This is a genomic window from Parabacteroides sp. (genome assembly GCF_977054455.1).
In genome coordinates this window covers 138,880-158,711 of sequence record NZ_CDRTCT010000004.1, presented here as the reverse complement: position 1 = coordinate 158,711, position 19,832 = coordinate 138,880, and the positions used below count along the sequence as shown (strand labels likewise).

Annotated in this window: 16 protein-coding genes; 5 read left to right on the top strand and 11 right to left on the bottom strand. The window is 47.5% G+C overall.

Going from position 1 to position 19,832, the window contains the following annotated elements; all coding sequences use genetic code 11:
- Positions 1-263: 263 nt before the first annotated feature.
- Positions 264-1,220, bottom strand: a complete 957-nt coding sequence (locus tag ACW6QF_RS03235) for an Rpn family recombination-promoting nuclease/putative transposase (protein ID WP_456086800.1) — start codon at positions 1,218-1,220, stop codon at positions 264-266.
- A 731-nt stretch (positions 1,221-1,951) separates the two neighbouring features.
- Between ACW6QF_RS03235 and ACW6QF_RS03230 the strand changes: the two genes are divergently transcribed.
- From ACW6QF_RS03230 to ACW6QF_RS03220, 3 genes are all read left to right on the top strand, one after another.
- The gene (locus ACW6QF_RS03230; protein ID WP_456086799.1) at positions 1,952-2,263 is read left to right on the top strand and encodes a hypothetical protein; all 312 of its coding nucleotides are present in this window, start codon (positions 1,952-1,954) and stop codon (positions 2,261-2,263) included.
- 398 nt (positions 2,264-2,661) lie between these two features.
- The gene (locus ACW6QF_RS03225; protein WP_456086798.1) at positions 2,662-4,722 is read left to right on the top strand and encodes a tetratricopeptide repeat-containing sensor histidine kinase; all 2,061 of its coding nucleotides are present in this window, start codon (positions 2,662-2,664) and stop codon (positions 4,720-4,722) included.
- A 123-nt stretch (positions 4,723-4,845) separates the two neighbouring features.
- On the top strand, positions 4,846-5,619 hold the full coding sequence (locus ACW6QF_RS03220; protein WP_456086797.1) for a LytR/AlgR family response regulator transcription factor: 774 nt from the start codon (positions 4,846-4,848) through the stop codon (positions 5,617-5,619).
- A 7-nt stretch (positions 5,620-5,626) separates the two neighbouring features.
- Here ACW6QF_RS03220 and ACW6QF_RS03215 read toward each other — a convergent pair whose 3' ends face one another.
- From ACW6QF_RS03215 to panC, 9 genes are all read right to left on the bottom strand, one after another.
- On the bottom strand, positions 5,627-6,775 hold the full coding sequence (locus ACW6QF_RS03215; protein ID WP_456086796.1) for a BACON domain-containing protein: 1,149 nt from the start codon (positions 6,773-6,775) through the stop codon (positions 5,627-5,629).
- 5 nt (positions 6,776-6,780) lie between these two features.
- Positions 6,781-8,436: a serine/threonine protein kinase gene (locus tag ACW6QF_RS03210; RefSeq protein WP_456086795.1), complete on the bottom strand. Its 1,656-nt coding sequence runs from the start codon at positions 8,434-8,436 to the stop codon at positions 6,781-6,783.
- Positions 8,437-8,439: 3 nt separating this feature from the next.
- Entirely contained in the window at positions 8,440-9,492 is a 1,053-nt protein-coding gene (locus ACW6QF_RS03205) for a PP2C family protein-serine/threonine phosphatase (protein WP_298551436.1), read from the bottom strand.
- A gap of 18 nt (positions 9,493-9,510) precedes the next feature.
- Complete coding sequence (locus ACW6QF_RS03200; RefSeq protein WP_298551438.1) at positions 9,511-11,166, bottom strand: FHA domain-containing protein; 1,656 nt, start codon at positions 11,164-11,166, stop codon at positions 9,511-9,513.
- A gap of 32 nt (positions 11,167-11,198) precedes the next feature.
- A complete protein-coding gene (locus tag ACW6QF_RS03195; RefSeq protein WP_456086794.1) occupies positions 11,199-12,491 on the bottom strand; it encodes a protein kinase domain-containing protein in 1,293 nt (430 codons plus the stop codon).
- Positions 12,492-12,507: 16 nt separating this feature from the next.
- Positions 12,508-13,233, bottom strand: a complete 726-nt coding sequence (locus ACW6QF_RS03190; protein WP_298551442.1) for a zinc-ribbon domain-containing protein — start codon at positions 13,231-13,233, stop codon at positions 12,508-12,510.
- 135 nt (positions 13,234-13,368) lie between these two features.
- Positions 13,369-14,691 carry an MATE family efflux transporter gene (locus ACW6QF_RS03185; RefSeq protein WP_298551444.1) on the bottom strand — a complete coding sequence of 441 codons (1,323 nt, stop codon included), beginning with the start codon at positions 14,689-14,691 and terminating at the stop codon, positions 13,369-13,371.
- Between the two features lie 103 nt (positions 14,692-14,794).
- Positions 14,795-15,145: an aspartate 1-decarboxylase gene (gene panD, locus ACW6QF_RS03180; protein WP_298551446.1), complete on the bottom strand. Its 351-nt coding sequence runs from the start codon at positions 15,143-15,145 to the stop codon at positions 14,795-14,797.
- Between the two features lie 134 nt (positions 15,146-15,279).
- On the bottom strand, positions 15,280-16,122 hold the full coding sequence (panC, locus tag ACW6QF_RS03175) for a pantoate--beta-alanine ligase (protein WP_298551447.1): 843 nt from the start codon (positions 16,120-16,122) through the stop codon (positions 15,280-15,282).
- 99 nt (positions 16,123-16,221) lie between these two features.
- Here panC and ACW6QF_RS03170 point away from each other — a divergent pair, with 99 nt between their 5' ends.
- Positions 16,222-17,040 (top strand): glycogen/starch synthase, encoded by an 819-nt coding sequence (locus ACW6QF_RS03170; RefSeq protein ID WP_456086793.1) that lies wholly within the window; start codon positions 16,222-16,224, stop codon positions 17,038-17,040.
- 10 nt (positions 17,041-17,050) lie between these two features.
- Positions 17,051-18,436, top strand: coding sequence for a DUF4270 domain-containing protein (locus tag ACW6QF_RS03165; RefSeq protein WP_298551451.1), 1,386 nt, complete (start codon positions 17,051-17,053; stop codon positions 18,434-18,436).
- An 84-nt stretch (positions 18,437-18,520) separates the two neighbouring features.
- On the opposite strand, the gene ACW6QF_RS03160 is transcribed toward ACW6QF_RS03165, so the two are convergent.
- Positions 18,521-19,828: a glycoside hydrolase family 57 protein gene (locus ACW6QF_RS03160; RefSeq protein WP_456086792.1), complete on the bottom strand. Its 1,308-nt coding sequence runs from the start codon at positions 19,826-19,828 to the stop codon at positions 18,521-18,523.
- Positions 19,829-19,832 lie beyond the last annotated feature (4 nt).

The following is a 19,832-nucleotide window of genomic DNA, read 5'->3' as shown; positions in this document are numbered from 1 at the left end:
ACTTCATGGCAATCGCGACCGTCTTTGTGGCAAAAAACTGCGCATCTCAAGTGATGAAGCCCTTTCTTATCCTTAAAAAGCCGGATTTCACGCCCATCATTAAAGAATGTATTTTATTGTCAAGAAACCGGTATTATACAATAAGTCCTCTGTTTTACCACTAATAAATAAGAAAAACAAAACGGATAAATCTACATTTACGATACAAATATTACCGGATGTGAACTATTATGATCTTTTTCCTTACAAGGGAATAGCCTTCCTTATAAAGAGCGGATCGTTTCCTCGCTCAAGCCGGTACACTTTGCGATGGTAACCATATCTACACCCGTCTCTTTCATCCTGACAGCAACTTGGCGCATGCCTTCGGCAAAACCTTTTGCCTCACCTTCGGCAATTCCTTCGGCAAGGCCTTCCGCTTTTCCTTCTGCGATTCCTTCCAACTTGGAAGTATAGATCGCGTTGTTCTGGATATTGATGTCTTCGAGGTGACGGATGTAGACGAGGCGTTCGCCGGGCGACATGGAATAGAATTTCAACTTTTCGCGGGCTTCCTTCAGGCCGGGGACGGTCGTGTCCGGGCGGATCGTGCCGTCTTTCAGGTATTCCATCCATTCGTCCAAGGGCGTAAGAGCCACTTTGTCGAACTCGTTCACGCGGATCAGGATATATTCGGGGAAGATTTCGGCGGGAAGGCGCGAGACGAGGACATTGCGTTCGCGCTCGTTGACCCGCAACTGGTCGCCCGTATGCACGCCGACGAAATGGTTCTGCCCGTGGTAGATATAGTCCGTCCCGATGCCGATGTCGAAATAGAGGACGCTGATGGAGTAGACTTTCTTGATCTTGTCGTAGTCTTCACCCAAAGAAATATGTTCGGTGATGGCTTTGGCCACGCCGTAGAGGATGCGTTCGAGGTAGTTTATCTCGCGGGTGTTCTGGATCTCGACGATGATGATCTCGCCTTTGCTGTTCAAGGCTTTGATGTCGACGCGGTTGAACTTGTCGTCGGCGCGTTCCTGGTTGCCCTCGCTTTCGAGGATCTCGACGATCTTGATCTCTTCGTTCAACATGACGGTCAGGAAACCGTCGAGCACGTCGAAGTTGGCCTTCTGGCGCAGCAGACGCTTGATGGCCCAATCAAAACGGATATACCTGTCCTGCAACTCTTTCCTTTCCATCTCTTCCATGATTTTCAGATCCGACTCTTCCTTTTTCATAGTTACTGTTTTTTAGTTATTAATTAATCCACAAATATACATATTATTTATGAACGGGAAGAATGTTTCGGATTATCTATTGCGAACTTAGTGTTATTTCTTACTTATTGTACGATTTATCCAAATACCCGTTGGTCTGGATTGAAACAATAGCGCATGAAATTTGATTTTATACCCCATATATCCTAAATTACCCGCACGGGTAACTTTTTTTAACAAACAAGAAATTTGCCTATAGACTGAATATTAACGACATGCAGATATCCGCCGTTTTTGAAGGGGTTCTTGTATTTTTTATCATATATAAATCCGTTGGGAATAGGTTTACTTCTTCTCAAATTTGAATCATAAATCTGCATTTAACCACAAACATCTACTTATTAATACAAATAAAAATCTTTACTAAACTCCGAAAATAATTAATCTTGAGGCAACATTTTTTTGCAAACTCCATCAAATAGACTATCTTTGCTTCTGTTACCGGGGAGAAATCCGGTACATTGTTATAGGACATTTAATTATCTTCACGTAAAACTGGAAATTTCACAAAATCGATATTTAGATGTTCGTACCACGCTTATGTACTTTTAGTTACGATAAGTGGGGGTACGGCATACTACGTATTCTCGATTTTGGGGTATTCCAGTACCTACGTGAAGGGGTTATGTATATGTTACGTACCCCTTTTTTATGCGGTTGCGGAACATATCTAATTTTAAACTTATAAAGATATGAAAAAGAAAAGCCGGGAATCCCTTCGCGACATCGCCAATCGCATTCCGAAACAAAGTTTATGTGAGATTGAAACATCCCTTCGCTCCCTCCTTGACGAATGGACCATTATTTTTTCTGATGGTTGCCTCTCGTTTCCGATGGACGAAGTCCCTGATCTTGTCATACCGCTGACTACGATCTATGGAACATTAAAGACAAAAGATGCCTTCTACATCATTTGCCATAACAGGGTCTTGCATCATTTTGACCATATACGGCACCTGCACCAGGTCACTTTCCTCGACGATGCCCAAGATGATATTCTTTGAGTGTCACTCCCCCTTATCACGATCTTTTAGGGGGGTGTGTCATTAATCTGTATATTAGAGCACAGATGACACAGATGAGACTGGTTCACACAGATTGATTATTGCAAATCAATAAAATAAAAATCTGCGGCTATCTGTTGAATCTGTGTCATCTGCGCTCTATTTTATATTTTGACACATTCCTAAATTATGGCTATTAGTAAGGGAATTTTTAGCCTTAAAACGATACTTTATGAAACAGGAACCTGATAAAACGGTTGCCGACCGCTTTCAAATAATAGAAAATCCGAAAAATAATCCGCTTTTTATTCGATCATGTCATTATATCCGCTACATTTGCCGCAGAACAAACTTTAGAACGAATTCAATACAATCTGTCATCTAAGAACATCGCTAATATGAAAAAAGAACACATCCTCTACATCATTGCTATCTTTTTATTTTCCTTTAGCCTTTCCTGCAAAAAGCAGGTGCCGGTGGTACAGGAGATCAACTTCGCGCCTGAGAGAGACACGGTTTTCGCACAAGCCCAAAAAGCGATCTATTCGGATGCCCTCTTCGCACGCCGGATACTGAAAGACGCGATGCAGACGCGCCCGGTGCAGGACAGCGTAGACTGGTACATGCTCTACAACCTATATGTCAAGACCTTCCTGACGACTTCCGAGTTCGACTCGATCCTGCCGCTCTGCCGGAAAGTCGAACAGTTTTGTACACGCCAAAAGACGCTGACTCCTTCTCATTATTACTTGTTGGCAGATGCGAGCAACAACATCGGGAACCGGTATGCAATCGCCAGCATGAACGATTCGGCCCTAAAATATTTCAAACAAATGCTCGCCTACAGCCGGCAGACGCACAACAGCGAAGTGCTGCTGACGGGCTACACGAACCTGGCAGACGTCTACGTCCGCAGCGGCCGCTACGACCAAGGGGCCTGGTACTACCGGCAGATACTCTACATCGCCGACTCGCTCGACCTGCCCGAACAGGAGCTTATCAATATCTACATGGGGCTGGGACAAACCTATTCGGAGTTGCGCGATTTCGACCTTTCGCATTATTACTTCGGCCTTGCTTACCGCCTTTTCGACCAAATGGACCTCAACCGGAAATTCGTCTATTGCACGAACCACGGGAACGTCTACTTCTTTGAAAAGAAATATCCCGAAGCCCTCGACCTCTTCAAAAAAGGATACGAACTGGTCAAGCCGTCGCCCGAATATGCCTACGCCCAGAATGTCTGCATGTTGAATATCGGCGCGATCTACCTGCTGACGGGACAACTCGATTCGGCCCAATGCTACCTGGATCGCTGCTACTCCTATTTCGAAAAGACCGGCAACTCGTCGGCGCTCTACCATGCCCAGACGCAGGTACTCGAACTGGCACTCAAGAAAGGGGAGATCGCCGAAGCGACAAGGCTGCTCCACGGCATGACCGATAACATGCAAGCGGAACCGACCCTGGTCGACATCCGGAAAAAATACCTACAGCATTATTACGAGGAGACAGGCGATTACCGCAAAGCCTACCAATATCTCAAGGAAAACATGCGAATGGACGACTCCATCCGCAACGACCGCATTCGAATGCGGGTGGCCGAAACGGACCTCCGCTATAAACAGGATACGACGTTGATGAAACAAAGGCTTTTCATTCAAAGACAACAGAGTGACATGCGGTCGCTGGAACTGAGCGTCTATATCTGGATCCTCATTTGCGTGATACTGCTGACCGCCGCGGCCTTCATCTATTTCTACCAGAAAAAACAACGGGCCCTCCTACTGGCCGAAACGCGCAACAAGATCATCAGCCTCCGGATGGAAAACATCCGCAACCGCGTGTCGCCCCATTTCATCTTCAACACGCTCAACCGGGTGATCAGCCATTACAACCAGAGCGACAGCAGTTACAAAGAGCTGTACAACCTGATCAAAATCATGCGCCTCAACCTGCGCCTGACGGAAAAACTGTGCATCACGCTTGCCGAGGAGATCGATTTCGTCCGTACCTACCTCGCCCTCGAACAGGAAGGTTTCGGCCCGTCTCTTCAAACCGAGATACGGATCGACCCGCAAATCGACACCGACCGGTTCGAACTTCCCTCCATGATGATCCAGATTCCGGTCGAAAACGCCATCAAGCATGGCCTCCGGGAGAAAGAAGGTGAAAAATGGCTGTCCGTCACCGTCTGCCGGCAAAACGGTTCTATCATAATCGGCATAGAAGACAATGGCGCCGGCTTCCGCCTGCAAACCGGCCGGCCGGACATGCAAAGCACGGGAACGGGGTTGAAGGTGCTGAACCAGACCATCGAACTGCTGAATGCCGGAAACCCTGTCCCCATCACGATCCGGATCAGTAAAAGCAGCCGGGGGACAGATGAAAACCCGGGGTGCCTCGTGCAATTCACCCTGCCGGAGGACTACTCGTACGCCCTGCCGGAAGGAAAGTAATCCGTTTAGCCCCTTTTTGCAACCGGATAACCGGTCAAAAAGAGAGAATATCCACAATTTCGCATAGAAAGAGCCGGAGCACTTTGATGACAACTATTAAATTTGTAAAAAAAGAGAGGACACATGAAAAATAACTATAAGATAGTAATCATCGATGACGACGAACTGGCCGTAGACAACCTGACCTTCGAATTGAAGTCCTACCAGCAATTTAATGTGGAAGGAATCGCCAAAAACGGGGCAATGGGGAAAAAGATGATTTTCAAAACGATGCCGGATCTGGTATTCCTCGATGTCGAGCTGCCCGACATGCAGGGTCCCGAACTGCTGAACCTGATCCGCAACGAGATCACCTGGAACATGCAAGTCGTCTTTTACACGGCTTACAATAAATATATGCTCGACGCGATCCGCGAATCGGCTTTCGACTACCTTTTAAAGCCGATCGACAAAAGCGAATTGTCCAATATGATGAAACGTTTCATCGAGAAGGTGGAGGAACAACAGTTGCAGACGGTCCCTTTCCATATCCTGCTGAGGAGCCTCTCCCCGTTGGAGCAGACGATCATCATCCCGTCGCCGACAAACGACCTGCAGTTTCTCAGGCCCGAAAACGTGGGCTTCTTCAAATATAATTCGGACAGGAAACAATGGGAGGCGTACCTGAACAATGCGACCGCTCCCATCTCCATCCGTAAAAACATAGCGGCGGATCAGATACTGGCAAGTTCTCCCTCGTTCATACAGATTCATCAATCCTATATCATCAACATCAATTACCTGATCATGATCAAGGATAAGAAATGCGTGTTCTATCCGCCGTTCGACAATGTCCGCGACCTGCAGATCTCCAAACTGTATCTGAAGAAGCTGCAGGAGAAGTTTCTGATGCTGTAGGAAAACGTCAATCTTCTTTGGGAGTGAACAAAACCGCCCGCTGGTAGAGAGACTTCACGTTTTTCTTTTTGCCGAGAATCGGTTGGAAGGTCGTGTATTTCGATCCTTTCGCCAGTTGGATAACCGTTATCGGAATAAGCCTGCGCCCTTTTTTCACGAAGATCGTGCCGTCACGGTCTTCTTTCATTTTATTGGACAGGCATTTCAGGGACAAAGAGGCGTTTCCTTCACGGGTTGCCGTACACCAGTTCGGATAGGAGTAGATTTCCCAGGGCGTCTCATTTTGGCTGACCGTATATTCGACAGGCAAGTCCACCGTTCCGCCTTTCGGAATAAAGACGAGCGTATCGTTTTCATTCGGAGTGAAAATCTTGAAATTATCCATTTCTTGCATCAAATGGATTTCGGCATGACGCGAACCGGCACTGATACGGATCGTCCCTGTACGCCTTGTCGCCCCTTCGTTGATGGAAGGTTCGATGTACAGGTGCAGGCTGTCTTTACGCCAAGAACACCAGGGGGCATCGTTGCTTTCAATCGCCCAGTCGCAGTTCGAAGTTATTTCGATCGCTTTCTCCGTATCGTCGGCCCGGAAAAAGAGATCGGATTCACTCAGCGTCAATTTCTCCTCCGCTCCTTCCTGCACGATTTTGACGAGTTGTTTCCTGCCCGCCCATTTCAAGGTGATGGTTTGTGAGCGGCGCACAGTCGTCCGATTCGGATTGACGACGACTTTCAGTCCTTCTTTCTCCTTAGCGGCCGTACACCAGTCATGGACATCGGAGAAACTCCAGCTTCGTTTCGTTTTCACCGGGATGGTTTGTTCGCCTCCCGTTGCGGGGAACTCGTAGCTCTCTTCGGCAGTCGCTTTGGCGGTCTGTTGCGTGAAATAGTTCAAGACCTGGTTGCAGGCGGCGATCTGTTCGTCGCAATTCTGCACGCCTTGTTGGTCGCGGTTCACCTTGTAGCATCTCTTTGCCGATTCGAATTTGCGGGCTGCCTCTTTGACGGATGCCTCCGTCCGCTTCTTCAACAGGGCCAAACCGCTCTCGTACGTCCCGTTGCAATCCTGCGAAAAGGCGGATGCGGCAAAAAGGAACAGGGACAAAAGGCCGAACATGCCTTTCACATATAATTTGCTTATCGTTGTTTTCATCTTTTTCAATTATTAGTTTGACTGGCGATAGAGTCCTGAACGGCTTCCCTGCGGGCACGGAAATCTTTCAGGATGGCCGATTCCGGTTTAACGCCGGACGCCCGTTGGTAAAAGATTTCCGCCATATCGAAATCCTGGGTTTGTTCCGCCTCTGCCGCCATAGATACGAATAAATCATAAATCTCTTCAATTTTCTTCTGCACACTGTCTTTCCGGGCCGAAACGCCTGCCACACCGGGAAACTCGGTCCGGTATTCATCCTCCAGCCTCAAGGCAGCGTCATAACGCCCGATCGCCCCCAGGTAGAACAGCTCGTAATCTCCTCCCTGGCTTTTATTGCCAAGGTCGGTCAGGCTGTCACCGGCATGGACGTACTGGAGGTATTCGTTATAGCGGGCTTCGATTTCCATTGCTTTCGCCTCTGCCTCCTCTTCTTTTTGTTTCTGTTCCAAGCTACGAAAAACAAAAAACAAGATTCCGGCAAGGGCGATCACAGGGAGGCCCCACTTCAGGATGCGGGGGAGCAAACCATTCAGAAGAGCTTTGTTTGCTATATTATCTGATTCAGGGTCATGTGTTTCTATCTTTTCTATCTCCGGCTCTTCACGATAATTACGGTTCGCCTCCCAAACTAACTCATCCGAAGATTCGGATTCTTCCGCATCTTCCGTCTCCTTCGTCTCTTCCGGCCTTTTCTTCTCTCCCGGCACCTGGGGGTCCTCCGGCATCGGTTCCCCGCCTTCGGGGATTACCTTCTCTACGGCTACTTCCAAAGGAGTTTCCGGAGCTTTTTCTTCTTTTTGGGGAAAAGACTTTTCAGCCTGCTTGCCGGGCAGAACCGGGACTTCACCGTTCAGGTATTGCTCGCTATAAACCCGTATTTCCGTTGCGGAAGGGCGTTCCCATGTGTCCTTTCGCAGACACAAATCGATTATGGCCTTCAATTCGCCGGACCACTCCCCTTCCAGCACCGGAATCTCGGCGCCATGCTGCAACAACAATCCGCCATGTTCTCCGAAAGGAACCATGCCCGTAAGCAGCTCGTAGAGCGTCGCCCCCAGAGAAAACACATCGCTTGCTTTGATCGGCAAAGGATATTTGCTGAACCGCTCAGGTCCCATATAAGCCAACGTCCCGACGGAGCCTTCCGTCTTCATGATACTCTTCCGCAACGTATTCCGCGCCTTTATGCTGATACCGAAATCGGTCAACAGATAACGTCCCGACGTGTCGATCAGGATATTGTCCGGCTTAATGTCCTGATGGATGACCGGCGGTTCCTGTCCATGCAAATATTCCAGGCCGCTCGCAATGTCCCGCAGAAAAGACCACGCCTCCCTTTCGCTCATCTGTCCGATCAGCCTGGCTGCCGAACCTTGCCGGCAATAAGGCAAAACCAGATAAGGCATCCGCTCGAACGTGTCGTAATAAGTCGGCTTAAGCAAATTGCTATGGTTCAAATTGAAAACAAGGGAGAACTCGGTCGAGAAGAGTTGTACGCCGTGTTCATCCATACCGCCTCCCGGAGCATAGACTTTTAATGCGACTTTCAGGGAGGTCAGGGTATCGTCGGCCAACCACACTTCTGAAAAGCCGCCCCGTCCCAAGAGCCGTTCCAATCTATACCGGTTTGCAAATAGTATATTTTCTTCTAACTGCATAGTTTATTTTACTGTTTGTTCATACCATTGAATAATCTTGTTTTTCCAGGGATGCCCGTTCCTTTCTGCCCAAAACAGCCAGGCCAGGCACGCCAAAAGAAGGATGAACAAGATGCCGGTTGTCCAGTATGCGACTTTCCGGACCGGCCTTTTACGGTCTTTCTCCGTAAAGGTCGAGATGGTTTGCTGCATTTCCGGTATCGGCTCCTTGTTCTCTTCCGGGACCACCTGACAAAGGACGACCGTGACGTTGTCATGGCCTCCCAAGTCCAATGCGCCCTGAATCAACGCTTTCGCACACGCATCGATATCGTCCGAAGTTCCTTGCATGACAGACTCGATCTCCTCGTCCCGAAGCATCGAATTGAGCCCGTCCGAACAAAGCAAAAGCACCTCTCCCTCCAGCAAAGGCAAACGGATAAAATCGGGATTCGCCGCTTTCTGGGGGTTCCCCAGGCTACGGGTGATGATGTTGCTGTCGGGATGGTCGAAGGCGTATTCCGGAAGAAGACGGCCGCTGTCGACCAATTCCTGCACATAGGAATGGTCTTTTGTCACCTGCGTAAGCCCGGATACGGGATTGAACAGATACCCCCGGCTATCGCCACACCAGACGATGTTGGCATAACCGTCGAACAACCAGGCCGCTACAAGGGTAGTGCCCATCGACTTGACTCCTTTTTCCTCCTTGCTCCTTCTTTTTATGGCATTGTCGGCCGCTACCACCGCCTCGTGCATATATTTATGGATGGTCGAATCGTCTTTCACGATCTCGTCCGTTATCTTATCTGCCGAAAAGAATTCTTTCATCGTATCGACGGCTATCCGGGAGGCTATTTCGCCGGCATCCAATCCTCCCATGCCGTCTGCGACGACGAGCATCGCCCCTTTATCGCCTAACGTAAAAAGGGTATGGCAATCGCGGGGAAGCAACCACTCCCCCGCGGCAAGATCCGCACTCACGACAAAATTATCCTCGTTATTCGTACGGACACATCCCACATTCGTTTGTGCTCCGAGCTTGAACTTAAAAGGATTATTATTCGTTTCTCCCATATATTCTTTCATTTTTCATTACCGGACAGCTGCTATCGGCACGACCACTCCCCGCAATCCTTCGGCCATAGAAGAAATCAGACCGATCACTTCATACTCTCCGGTTTCCGAAACGGCGAAAACAGGTGCACCCGAACCGCCTATTTCAAAACTCGTATTCGTTGTCATGATATCGCCACGATCCAATCCGCTGTTAGCCGTTACGCCACTGCCGTAAACCGGTCCCGAAGCCGAGTTGATGCCGACTTCCGCCGGGAATCCTAAAATGGTCAAAGGAATGCCCCGGCCCAGCGAGGTCGATTTCGAAGGATCGAATTTCAAACCGCCTTTCTTGGCTGTCTGGAAATAAGCCCAGTCTTTTCCGCCGTTCGACGGGGCTATACGCAAACGGGCTCCCTTGACAAGGCCTCCTAACGGCCCCCGGAGAACCGTATAGGTATCGGCGCTGCGGTCACAAGTGAACTGGTCGCTCGTAAAAGTCAACGCATCACCGGTGGAAGAATAGGCTGTAAAATAAGCCACCACCTTTTCCAGATTACAGACGGCCTTGTTCAACGGGCGCATGTCTTCGTCCATCAGGTTGCCGTTTACCTGGAAATACCATCTTTCAATGATGCGGCGGGACGTGACAAAGCGTCCGTCACTCAACAGGAATCCGGTTCCCGCCCAGCGATGTATGATATCGATTACTTCCGTCTTGCCTTTTTTATTCGTATGTTCTACCTTGTCGAGTTGGATATAATAGATGTAGGGGAAACAACTCTCGTATGAAGTCATACCGCTTGCAGCCGGAGCCACGGAAGCAGAAGCGGGAGAAGCGACCGGTTCACTGGCGACAGCCGATTGTTTGGCTGATTCGTTTTCCGCTTTTTCTTCACGGGCTGTTTTCAAGTCGCTTTTCAGGCCCACCAATTCGCTACGAAGCTGGTTTATGCCCTGCGAAGTGCTGGCTTGACTGGCCTGGCTGGCCTGTATCGCCGCCTGAGCGGCAGTCTGGGCTTGGTTGGAAACGGCTGCGAGTTGTTTTTGCGCCTCCACTCCGGCACTATCCTGGCGAGCGCTTACAGACGCGATACTTCCCGCCAACATTTCATTCGCTTTCTGGTTTTGCTGCTGGTTCAGGATACTCCAACCGATAAAGCCTCCGATCACCAGCAGGAAAACGACAGACATCCAAACCATCATCTGCTTATAAGGTTTCAATGCCTGTTGGCGGAAGAGGCTGAACCGTTCCGTAAAGTTTATATTCTTGATCATGCTTCTGTCGCCCTGGGGTACGATAAATCCCATGCGGGGTCCATTGGAAGAGAGCTGTATCTCGTCTCCGTTCTGCAGATACCATTCATCCGTGACCGGACGGCCGTTCAAAAGCGTGGTATTGACTTTAGACAAATGAACCAGTTTCCAGCCTGCTCCATCGCGGACGATAGCCGCATGACGACGGCTCACCGAGGTAAACGAATCGTCGAAACGAACCTGGCAACGCGGATCACGCCCCATCTCTATCTGATCGACAATGATCTTTTGTGTTTCACCGGCACGGTGATATTTAGAAGACATGCGATGCTCCAATACGTAATATTGCTTATGCGCACCTCCCATCAGTGCACCCATTCCTGCGCCAACCGATCCGGAAAAGGACCGTCTGTATGGCTCTGTTTGTCTTTGTACCATAAGTCTATACTTTTTTCATTAATAAATTAGAATTAATAATCTTCAATCCGAAAGGTGACATCACCGATCGTTATGATATCTCCGGGGTGAAGTTCGCTTCCTTCCGACGTTACCGGAGTAGAGTTTATATAGGTTCCATTCACCGACTCTTTCCAATAGCCCGTTCGTCCCTTTTCGGCGATCCATTGCCCGTCACGGATAAACCAGCGTCCTGTATTGCCGTCCGTTTCGATCGTACAATGCCGGCGCGAAATGTAAGGACTTTCGTTCTCCGGGATGCATACGACATTCGACTCCTCCCTTCCTATCGTGACCAGCCTTTTCCGATCCCTGAACAAACGGCTCAAATCGTATACCTTACCATGTTCCGATCCTTGCATGACGCGCATGGACAATCCTTTCTTCCCGGCTCCCGGTTTCCGTTCGACCGGCAGCGGGATATGTGACACGAATTGTCCCCGAGGCAACCGCTCAAGCACGGCGGCAGCCGATTGCAAACGTTGTTTGAAATCCGGGACCAGGCAACCTTCGATCACCCTCTGCCAGACCACGCCATTTTCGATCTGTTCCAGTAACCGCTTGTCCCAGTTGCCGTTTTTCCCGTTCCGCTGATAGACGACCAAATCGTTATGATCGTTCAGTTCGCCGAAAGGCAGTTTACCGGTCAGCAATTGGTACATCATCACGCCGAAAGAAAAAACATCGGTTGTCGGGAGCACCGTTGCGTCTCCCCGCAAGCGGTTGACCTGCTCCGGAGGCATATAAGCATAGGTGCCGAAAATTTGTTGGGGACGCCCCAATATATTCCGTTCCGTCATTCGCTTGTTCCGGTCGCCACTGATCCCGAAATCGGTTAAGACGGCTGTTCCATCCTCTTTGATCAATACGTTTTCCGGCTTCAGGTCCCGATGCACCTTCCCGCTTTTGTGCAAATCGTTTAACCCGCAAAGGATCTCCCGCCCGATCTTGACCAGGTCGACGGGGGAACGGTCCATGTACTGGGTAAGATTCCCTTTCGGGCAATAGTCCATGACGATAAAAGGATTGCCGCACTCCAGCCCATGAGCCACGGAATGAACCAGGAACCGGCTTTTTATCAATCCGGTTTCAAATTCCATGACAAAGCGATCCATCAAAGGTTTACGAAGTTCGGGGACTATTTCCCATAGTTTCAGCAGCTTCAAAGCATACACCTGCGAACCGGGTCCCGTCACCTTGAACACTTTTCCGAAAGAACCTTCCCCCAGAACAAGGTCCACCCGATAGATCCCGCCGATATATTGGCCAACCGTAAAATCACATCTGTTAACGACAACTCCGGACATGGCTATTCATTTGAGGTTATTCGTCAAACTCAAATCTCCTATTGCCCAACACGATAATGTCTCCGGGCTTCAGCTCTATTTTTTCGGTTGTATATACGAATGTTGTTTTTTGTTCGCTCCTGTCCTGAAGATACCATTTCTTATTCTCATAGGTCAGGATAGCCTGTTCTTTGGAAGTTATCGTCATATTGCCTTCATCCGTATTTTCACGGTTAAGGATGATTTCTTCACCGGAGAATACAAGCGGAGAGGAAACAACTTCCTCATTCGCGTTAGGTATCATGGAAAGACGGCATGTGCACGCCGGGGCCTGCATTTCCCACGGCGTGATCGTTTTCCTCCCGTAACCGGAACGGGGTGGCCTTACCGGTTCTTTCTTCTGTAGCTCATACCCGCAATGCGAACAATAGAATGCATCTTTTCGATTTTCATGATTACACTTGGGACAAATCAAAGGATCAGATGCTGCTCCTGCCGGAGACCGGCGGGAATAACTACAATTCGGGCATTCCGACATATCCGGCAAAAGAGGATAACCGCATTGCGGACAATTTTCGCTTTCCCCTTGCTCGCAGACTGTAGGCCTACCGACATTTACCCCTATATTTTCATTCACTGTACGCCGAGCATAAACATCCGTTACAGCATGTTCACGCATGGCATAATTTGATAACGGAGAATTACACTTTTCACAATTTGACCTGTCGCCGGAATTCTCCCAACCGCAATTAGTACACCTCATAATTCGCCTTTTTTGTATATACAAAAAAACAAATTCAAGGCATTACGCAAAAACAGCAACAACCACGAACAGGACTATCCGGTCATTCCGCAAGCCTATCAGGTCAAAACAAACTACTATCCCGCCAAAACAAAGTCAGATTTTCTTGTTCTGCCAAGACGCTTTCCTCAAATAGATAACACTTGCGACCAATAAACCGGTGTAATACACCACCTCGGTCATGAAACAGATCGCAACCGGCATGTGCAGGCGCATACCGACCACATATATAAATAAGGTATAGAAAACGAGGGTGACCAACTCCATCACAAAAGCCGAACGGGTATTTCCCGTGCCCGTCACCCCGTTGAACACGATATTGGCAACCGCTCCGATCAGCAGGGCGCCCGAAATCACATAAAGGGAAGGGATCGAGGCTTGTATCAAAGTCACGTCATTGGTATAAACCGACAATATCGCAGAAGGAATCAGACAAGTGACAGACACAAAAACAGCCATGATCCCCAACGATATCCACGTGATATGACGGATGATCGGAATGACCTGGTCCTTATGCCCCGCCCCGATGCTGTTGCTGACAAACGTGTTCGTTGCCGTCGATAAAGAGTTGACGGGAATCAATAGAACGATGTAAACGCTCCGGACGATATTCGCAACCGCCAGTTCCCGCTGCCCTAAATGCTCCACGGCGACAAACAACATAAAGTAAGTGCTGAGCGAAATAAAATATTGCAACATCGTAAATATAGAGATGCCCAACACGCGCCTCAACAGTTTGACGTCGAACGACCGGAACTGGTTCAGCGCGTACTTCTTGATATCTACCGTCATCCGGGTATAAAGCATATAAAACACGATAGACACCGCCTCCGCCATCACCGAAGCGATAGCCGCCCCTTTTATTCCCAATTCCGGAAAACCGCAATTGCCGAAGATCAGCAGGTAGTCCAGCAACACATTCGTCAATGCCATCACAATCGCATTCAGCGTCAGCACCTTCGTCCGCGTAATGCCGATAAACAGAGCACGGAACATCACATTCACGAAAGAGAAAAAGAATCCGAACACACGCCAGTCCAGGAACTCCTCCGTGGCGTTCAGGATCGTATCGGAAGAAATCAGCACCCGCATAATGTCTCCGGCAAACAAGCGGGAGAAAGTGAACATGACGGCAGCCAGCATAAGCAGGAAGAAGACGCCCTGTATCATCACCGGCCCGACCTCCTTATAATTCCGCTCCCCGTTACGGCGGGCCATGATGATCTGCGATCCGGTGCTAAAACCGAAAGCGATCGTAAAGGCACAGATGTAATACAAGCCGCCCATTGCCGAAGCTCCCAGCTCAACCTCGCCGACCCGGCCCAAAAACGCGGTGTCCGTCACATTAATGACATTCTGTGCCAGAAGGCTCAGAAAAATAGGATAACTGACATTCCAAATTTGCTTGTTTGTGTACATATACTATTATTTACGAAGGAAATCCATACTCATAAAAAAAGCCCGCCACATCAGGCGAGCTTCTTCTTTATATGCTATTGCATTTATTTCAGCTACCGATGCTTCATATCAGTTTATTGGTTGCCGTATCAGGAAACACGACCGACGGCTTAAATGTTTTCGCTTCCTCAAAATCCATCAAGGCATACGACATAATAATGATGATATCGCCAGGTTGCGCCTTGCGGGCAGCCGCCCCGTTCAGGCAAACCACTCCCGATCCACGTTCGCCTTTAATGATATACGTCTCAAAACGTTCGCCGTTATTATTATTCACAATAGCGACCTTTTCGTTGGCAATCAGATTGGCGGCGTCCAGCAAATCCTCGTCGACAGTGATGCTCCCGATATAATTCAGGTTGGCCTCCGTTACCGTCACCCGGTGAATCTTTGATTTAACTACTTCTATTAGCATACGATATGAATTAGATATTTAAATTTCTTTTGTTTCAATATAATGAAACCATAGTTTCATGCCTAAGAAACTTATGTTTCATGCCTATGGAAATTATGTTTCATGCCTATGGAACAAAACAAATCATCTATCCTTTACTTATACTTGATATTATCTATCAGACGAACCTCTCCGCAATAGACGGTAATACATCCAACCGGATAAGTCGTATCGGACCAGTTCTTGATGGATTCCATCGTATTTCCATCCACGATCTCATAGTATTCCACACGCATGACAGGATCGGCGTTTATCGTATTGATTACATAGTCAATCACCTCCTGCACACTTTTTCCGGGCGCAAAGTTAGTACTTTCTTTTAACGTACGAGCTATTAACGGAGCTTTTTGACGTTGCTCGGGCGTCAGACGCACATTACGGCTGCTCAATGCCAGACCGTCCGCCTCGCGCAAAATCGGGCAGGCATTGATCTTCACCGGTATGTTTAGCTGTTCAACCATAGCCCGGATCACAGCTATCTGCTGGAAATCTTTTTCACCGAAATAGGCGTTATCCGGTTCGACCACATAAAAAAGCTTACTCACGATCTGAGCGACCCCGTTGAAATGTCCGGGACGGCGTGCCCCCTCCATTACCGCCGAAACAGTGCCGAAATCGAATGTGCGGGTATCAGGCTCCGGATACATTTCTTCTGCCGACGGAGCGAATACATAATCACAACCGGCCGGCTCCAACAAAGCGCAATCTTTATCCAACGTACGAGGATACGTTTCAAGGTCGTGCTTGTCGTTAAACTGGGTCGGGTTGACAAAAACACTGACTACACACACGTCGTTTTCTTCCACACAACGCTTAACCAGGCTCAAGTGCCCATTGTGCAATGCGCCCATCGTGGGAACAAAGCCAATCTGTTTGTTATTACGCTTTTCTTCAGCGAGATAACTCTTCAATTCCTTAATACTGTTTACTATTTTCATCCTTTAGATGCTTATTGACGGTGCAAAGCAAATAAATAATTGCGGTAAATGAAAGAAATTTTGTATCTTTGTAGCGTCTTTATAAAACTAGTTTACAGAATGGATGCAAAAAAAATCTTGTTTATAGCTCAAGAAATAACACCCTACCTTCCCGAATCAGAGATTGCAACGATATGCAGAAACCTGCCGCAAGGCATACAGGAGCGCGGTCGTGAAATTAGGACTTTCATGCCCAAGTTCGGTAGCATTAACGAGCGCCGTAATCAATTGCACGAAGTAATCCGGCTTTCGGGTATGAATCTCATCATTGATGATACCGATCACCCGCTGATCATTAAGGTAGCATCCATTCAGGCAGCCCGCATGCAGGTGTACTTCATTGACAATGAAGATTTCTTCCAAAGAAAGCATACTATCAGCGATGATGATGGAAACGAATACGAGGATAACGACGACCGTTCGATCTTCTACGTTCGTGGTGTATTGGAAACAGTGAAAAAGCTCCGTTGGATACCGGACGTCATTCACTGTCATGGATGGATGTCAGCGCTGACCGCCCTGTACATCAAACGTATGTATGCCGACGATCCTTGCCTCAAAGATGCAAAGATCGTTTACTCTATTTATGACGATGACTTCAAAACACCGTTCAGGAAAGAATTTGCAAGTAAGTTAAAGATGGACGGAGCCAAGGACAGCGACTTGAAAGGTCTCAAAGCCGATACAAGTTTCATCGGACTGACCAAACTCGCCATCGATTTCGCAGACGGTGTGATACAGGGCAGCGAAACAATCAATCAGGATGTGCTGGATTATATTGCCACTAAAAAGCACACTCCGTTCCTGCCTTACCAGTCGCCGGACGTTTATATGGATAAATTCAACGAATTCTACGATGTCGTATTAGGCACAAAATAAATTTAGAGAAATGAAAATCAAGCTTTTTATACTTGGCCTGAGTCTCGGAATCTCGATTCTGAGCGGGTGTAATGATGATTTGACGCAGGTAGGAACAGGTATTCAACCGGAGAATGACAGGCCGTTGGTATATGCGGACACATTCTACATGAAAGCAAAAACAGTACAGACAGATTCCGTCTATGCCCGGACAATTTACGGTTCATTAGGGGAAATATACGATCCTTTATATGGAAACCTGAAGTCAGATTTTATGTGCCAGTTCTACTGCCCGGATAATTACCGGTTCAGAAATACGCCCTACAACGGCGTAATAGATTCGGTCGAATTTAAAATATATTACAGCCGAAGCTGGACAGGTGATTCGTTAACTCCGATGCGTGTACAACTATACGAAATAACGACTCCGCTAACGAGGGATTTTTATACGAACATCGATCCGGAACAATACTGCAATATGCAGAAATCATTAGGCATGCAGACGTATACGGCACGTAATTTAAGTGTTTCGGATTCTCTCTGGAATGCGACAACAACAAGCAATGGCCGAACTGTATATTCATACGATCCTAATATCACAATTCGTATGCCTAAAGAATTAGGGCAACGTTTCTATGACGCGACAATCGAAACTCCGGAAGTTTTTAACGACCAGAATACGTTCAATCAGTTCTTTCCCGGAATTTATGTCACAAATACATACGGTACAGGAAACATCCTGAATATCGAAGGCACCCGAATGAACATTTACTATAAGTACACGGTAAAAGGTTCCGCCGATCAGGATTCAATCGTACAGACTCTGGAGACTTTCAGTGCGACATCCGAAGTCATCCAGTTGAACAGATTCAAGAATACAGACATCAGCCATCTGCTGGAACCCAATGACAGCATCGCTTATCTGAAAAGTCCGGCAGGCGTATACACTCAGTTGACAATTCCGGCACAAGACATTGCCCCGATCATCAAAGGACGTATTGTCAGCAACATGGATCTTTCTTTAAAAGCCCTTCCGCAAGAAGACTGGAAATTTGCATTCGAAGCTCCGGACAACGTTCTGATACTTCCGAAAGATTCAATGGATACGTTCTTTAAAAACAATAGTGTGGAAAACAACATCACTTCCTTCCGAGGAGAATATGTGGCTTCTACCCGAACCTACTCGTTCGGAAACATAGCCAAGCTGCTTAAAACCCACATAGAGAACTCTCCGGATGAAGATCTGGTTATCAACGTCATTCCCGTACAACGCAGAATAGGAACGACAACCAACTACTACGGACAGACAAGCGATTATACGGTCGCCATCGAGAACTATTTGAAACCTTCCGGCGTGAAATTGCGCATCGACAAAGACGCGATGGAAATGCGTATCGTAACAATCGAATATAAATAAACAGACTGATTATTATATTCTCTGATACAAAAAACCGGGACTTCCTTTTGGGGAGCCCCGGTTTTCATTTATCACTTTACCTCTCTATTCGGCAGCCGCTTTCTTCGCTGCTTTTTTCTTATACTTGTCAAGTTCTTTCTGTAACTGTTCAATCTCTTCCCCCTGGTTCTTAATCGTCGTAAGAAGAGAATTCAATTCTTCGTTCTCTATCTCGACAGGATACAAGGCATCTACACGGCTGATAAAATCACCTAATATATTCATATAATTGGTAAATGCATCATACGGAGAATCATAAATGCCACGATTGAGCCAGATCCCGGTTTTCTTGGTCGTCATAAAACGGAAGTTATTGCTTGCCTGCAAATAATCCCAGTCCTGCTTGATACGGCGATCATCACACAAATGAACGCGGCCGGCCACACTATACAATTTATTAAACGCTTCGCGCTGCATCACGTTACCCAGCCAACAACTTGTATCTCTTTCCTCATCTACCCATGACATCGGATAAGGGACATCGACCTGATCGACCGACTTGAACTTTGTCACGATTTCAGACGGAGTCGAGAATGATATACCTTTTTCTTTCGCACAAGCCGGCAAAGCCTTGATAAATTGCAGGATATTCGAAGACAACGGTTGCGCAATGCCCAAAGCGGAAAGCTCCATAAAAATATTGATAACCTGTTCTTCTTCCGGCAAGCCCGCAATCCAACCGATATATTTATCAGCAAATAACGGATACTCACTCCAATCCGAATTTGAGAAACGCAGGCTAATGTCGTCCGACAATTTGAAATCACGGAGCAAAATCTTCAAATTAGGATTATAGGCACAATGATACACATAATGCGGACTCTTCCATCCCAACACATGCTTGGCGCCTTCGGTCAAAATCCCTTTAAATCCCATACTTGCAACAACCGATCCGATCTCATTTGAATAAATCAGACTGGAATTACGGAAAACCTTGGGAGCTTTCCCAAAAACCTGCTTGATCTTTGCACTCATCCTGGCAACCTCTTCACGGAAACATTCTTCATTAGCCAAAGAGGAAAGCCCATGAGAATAAGGTTCGCACAAAAATTCACAACAGCCTGTGTCATTCAATTGATGCAACAAGTCAATCACGGCAGGAGAATAAATCTCCAGCTGTTCCAAAGCCACGCCCGAAATAGAAAAAGCGACTTTAAAAGCTCCCCCATTGCTCTTTGCCATTTCAAGCAAAGCAGTCAATGCCGGAATATAAGAACGCTCCGCAATCTCCGTGATACTGCGTTCATTTTCATAATCATCATAATAGTAATGATCCGTACCGATATCGAAGCAACGATAGCGTTTCAAATGTATAATTTGATGTATTTCAAAATAAAGACAGATTGTTTTCATATCT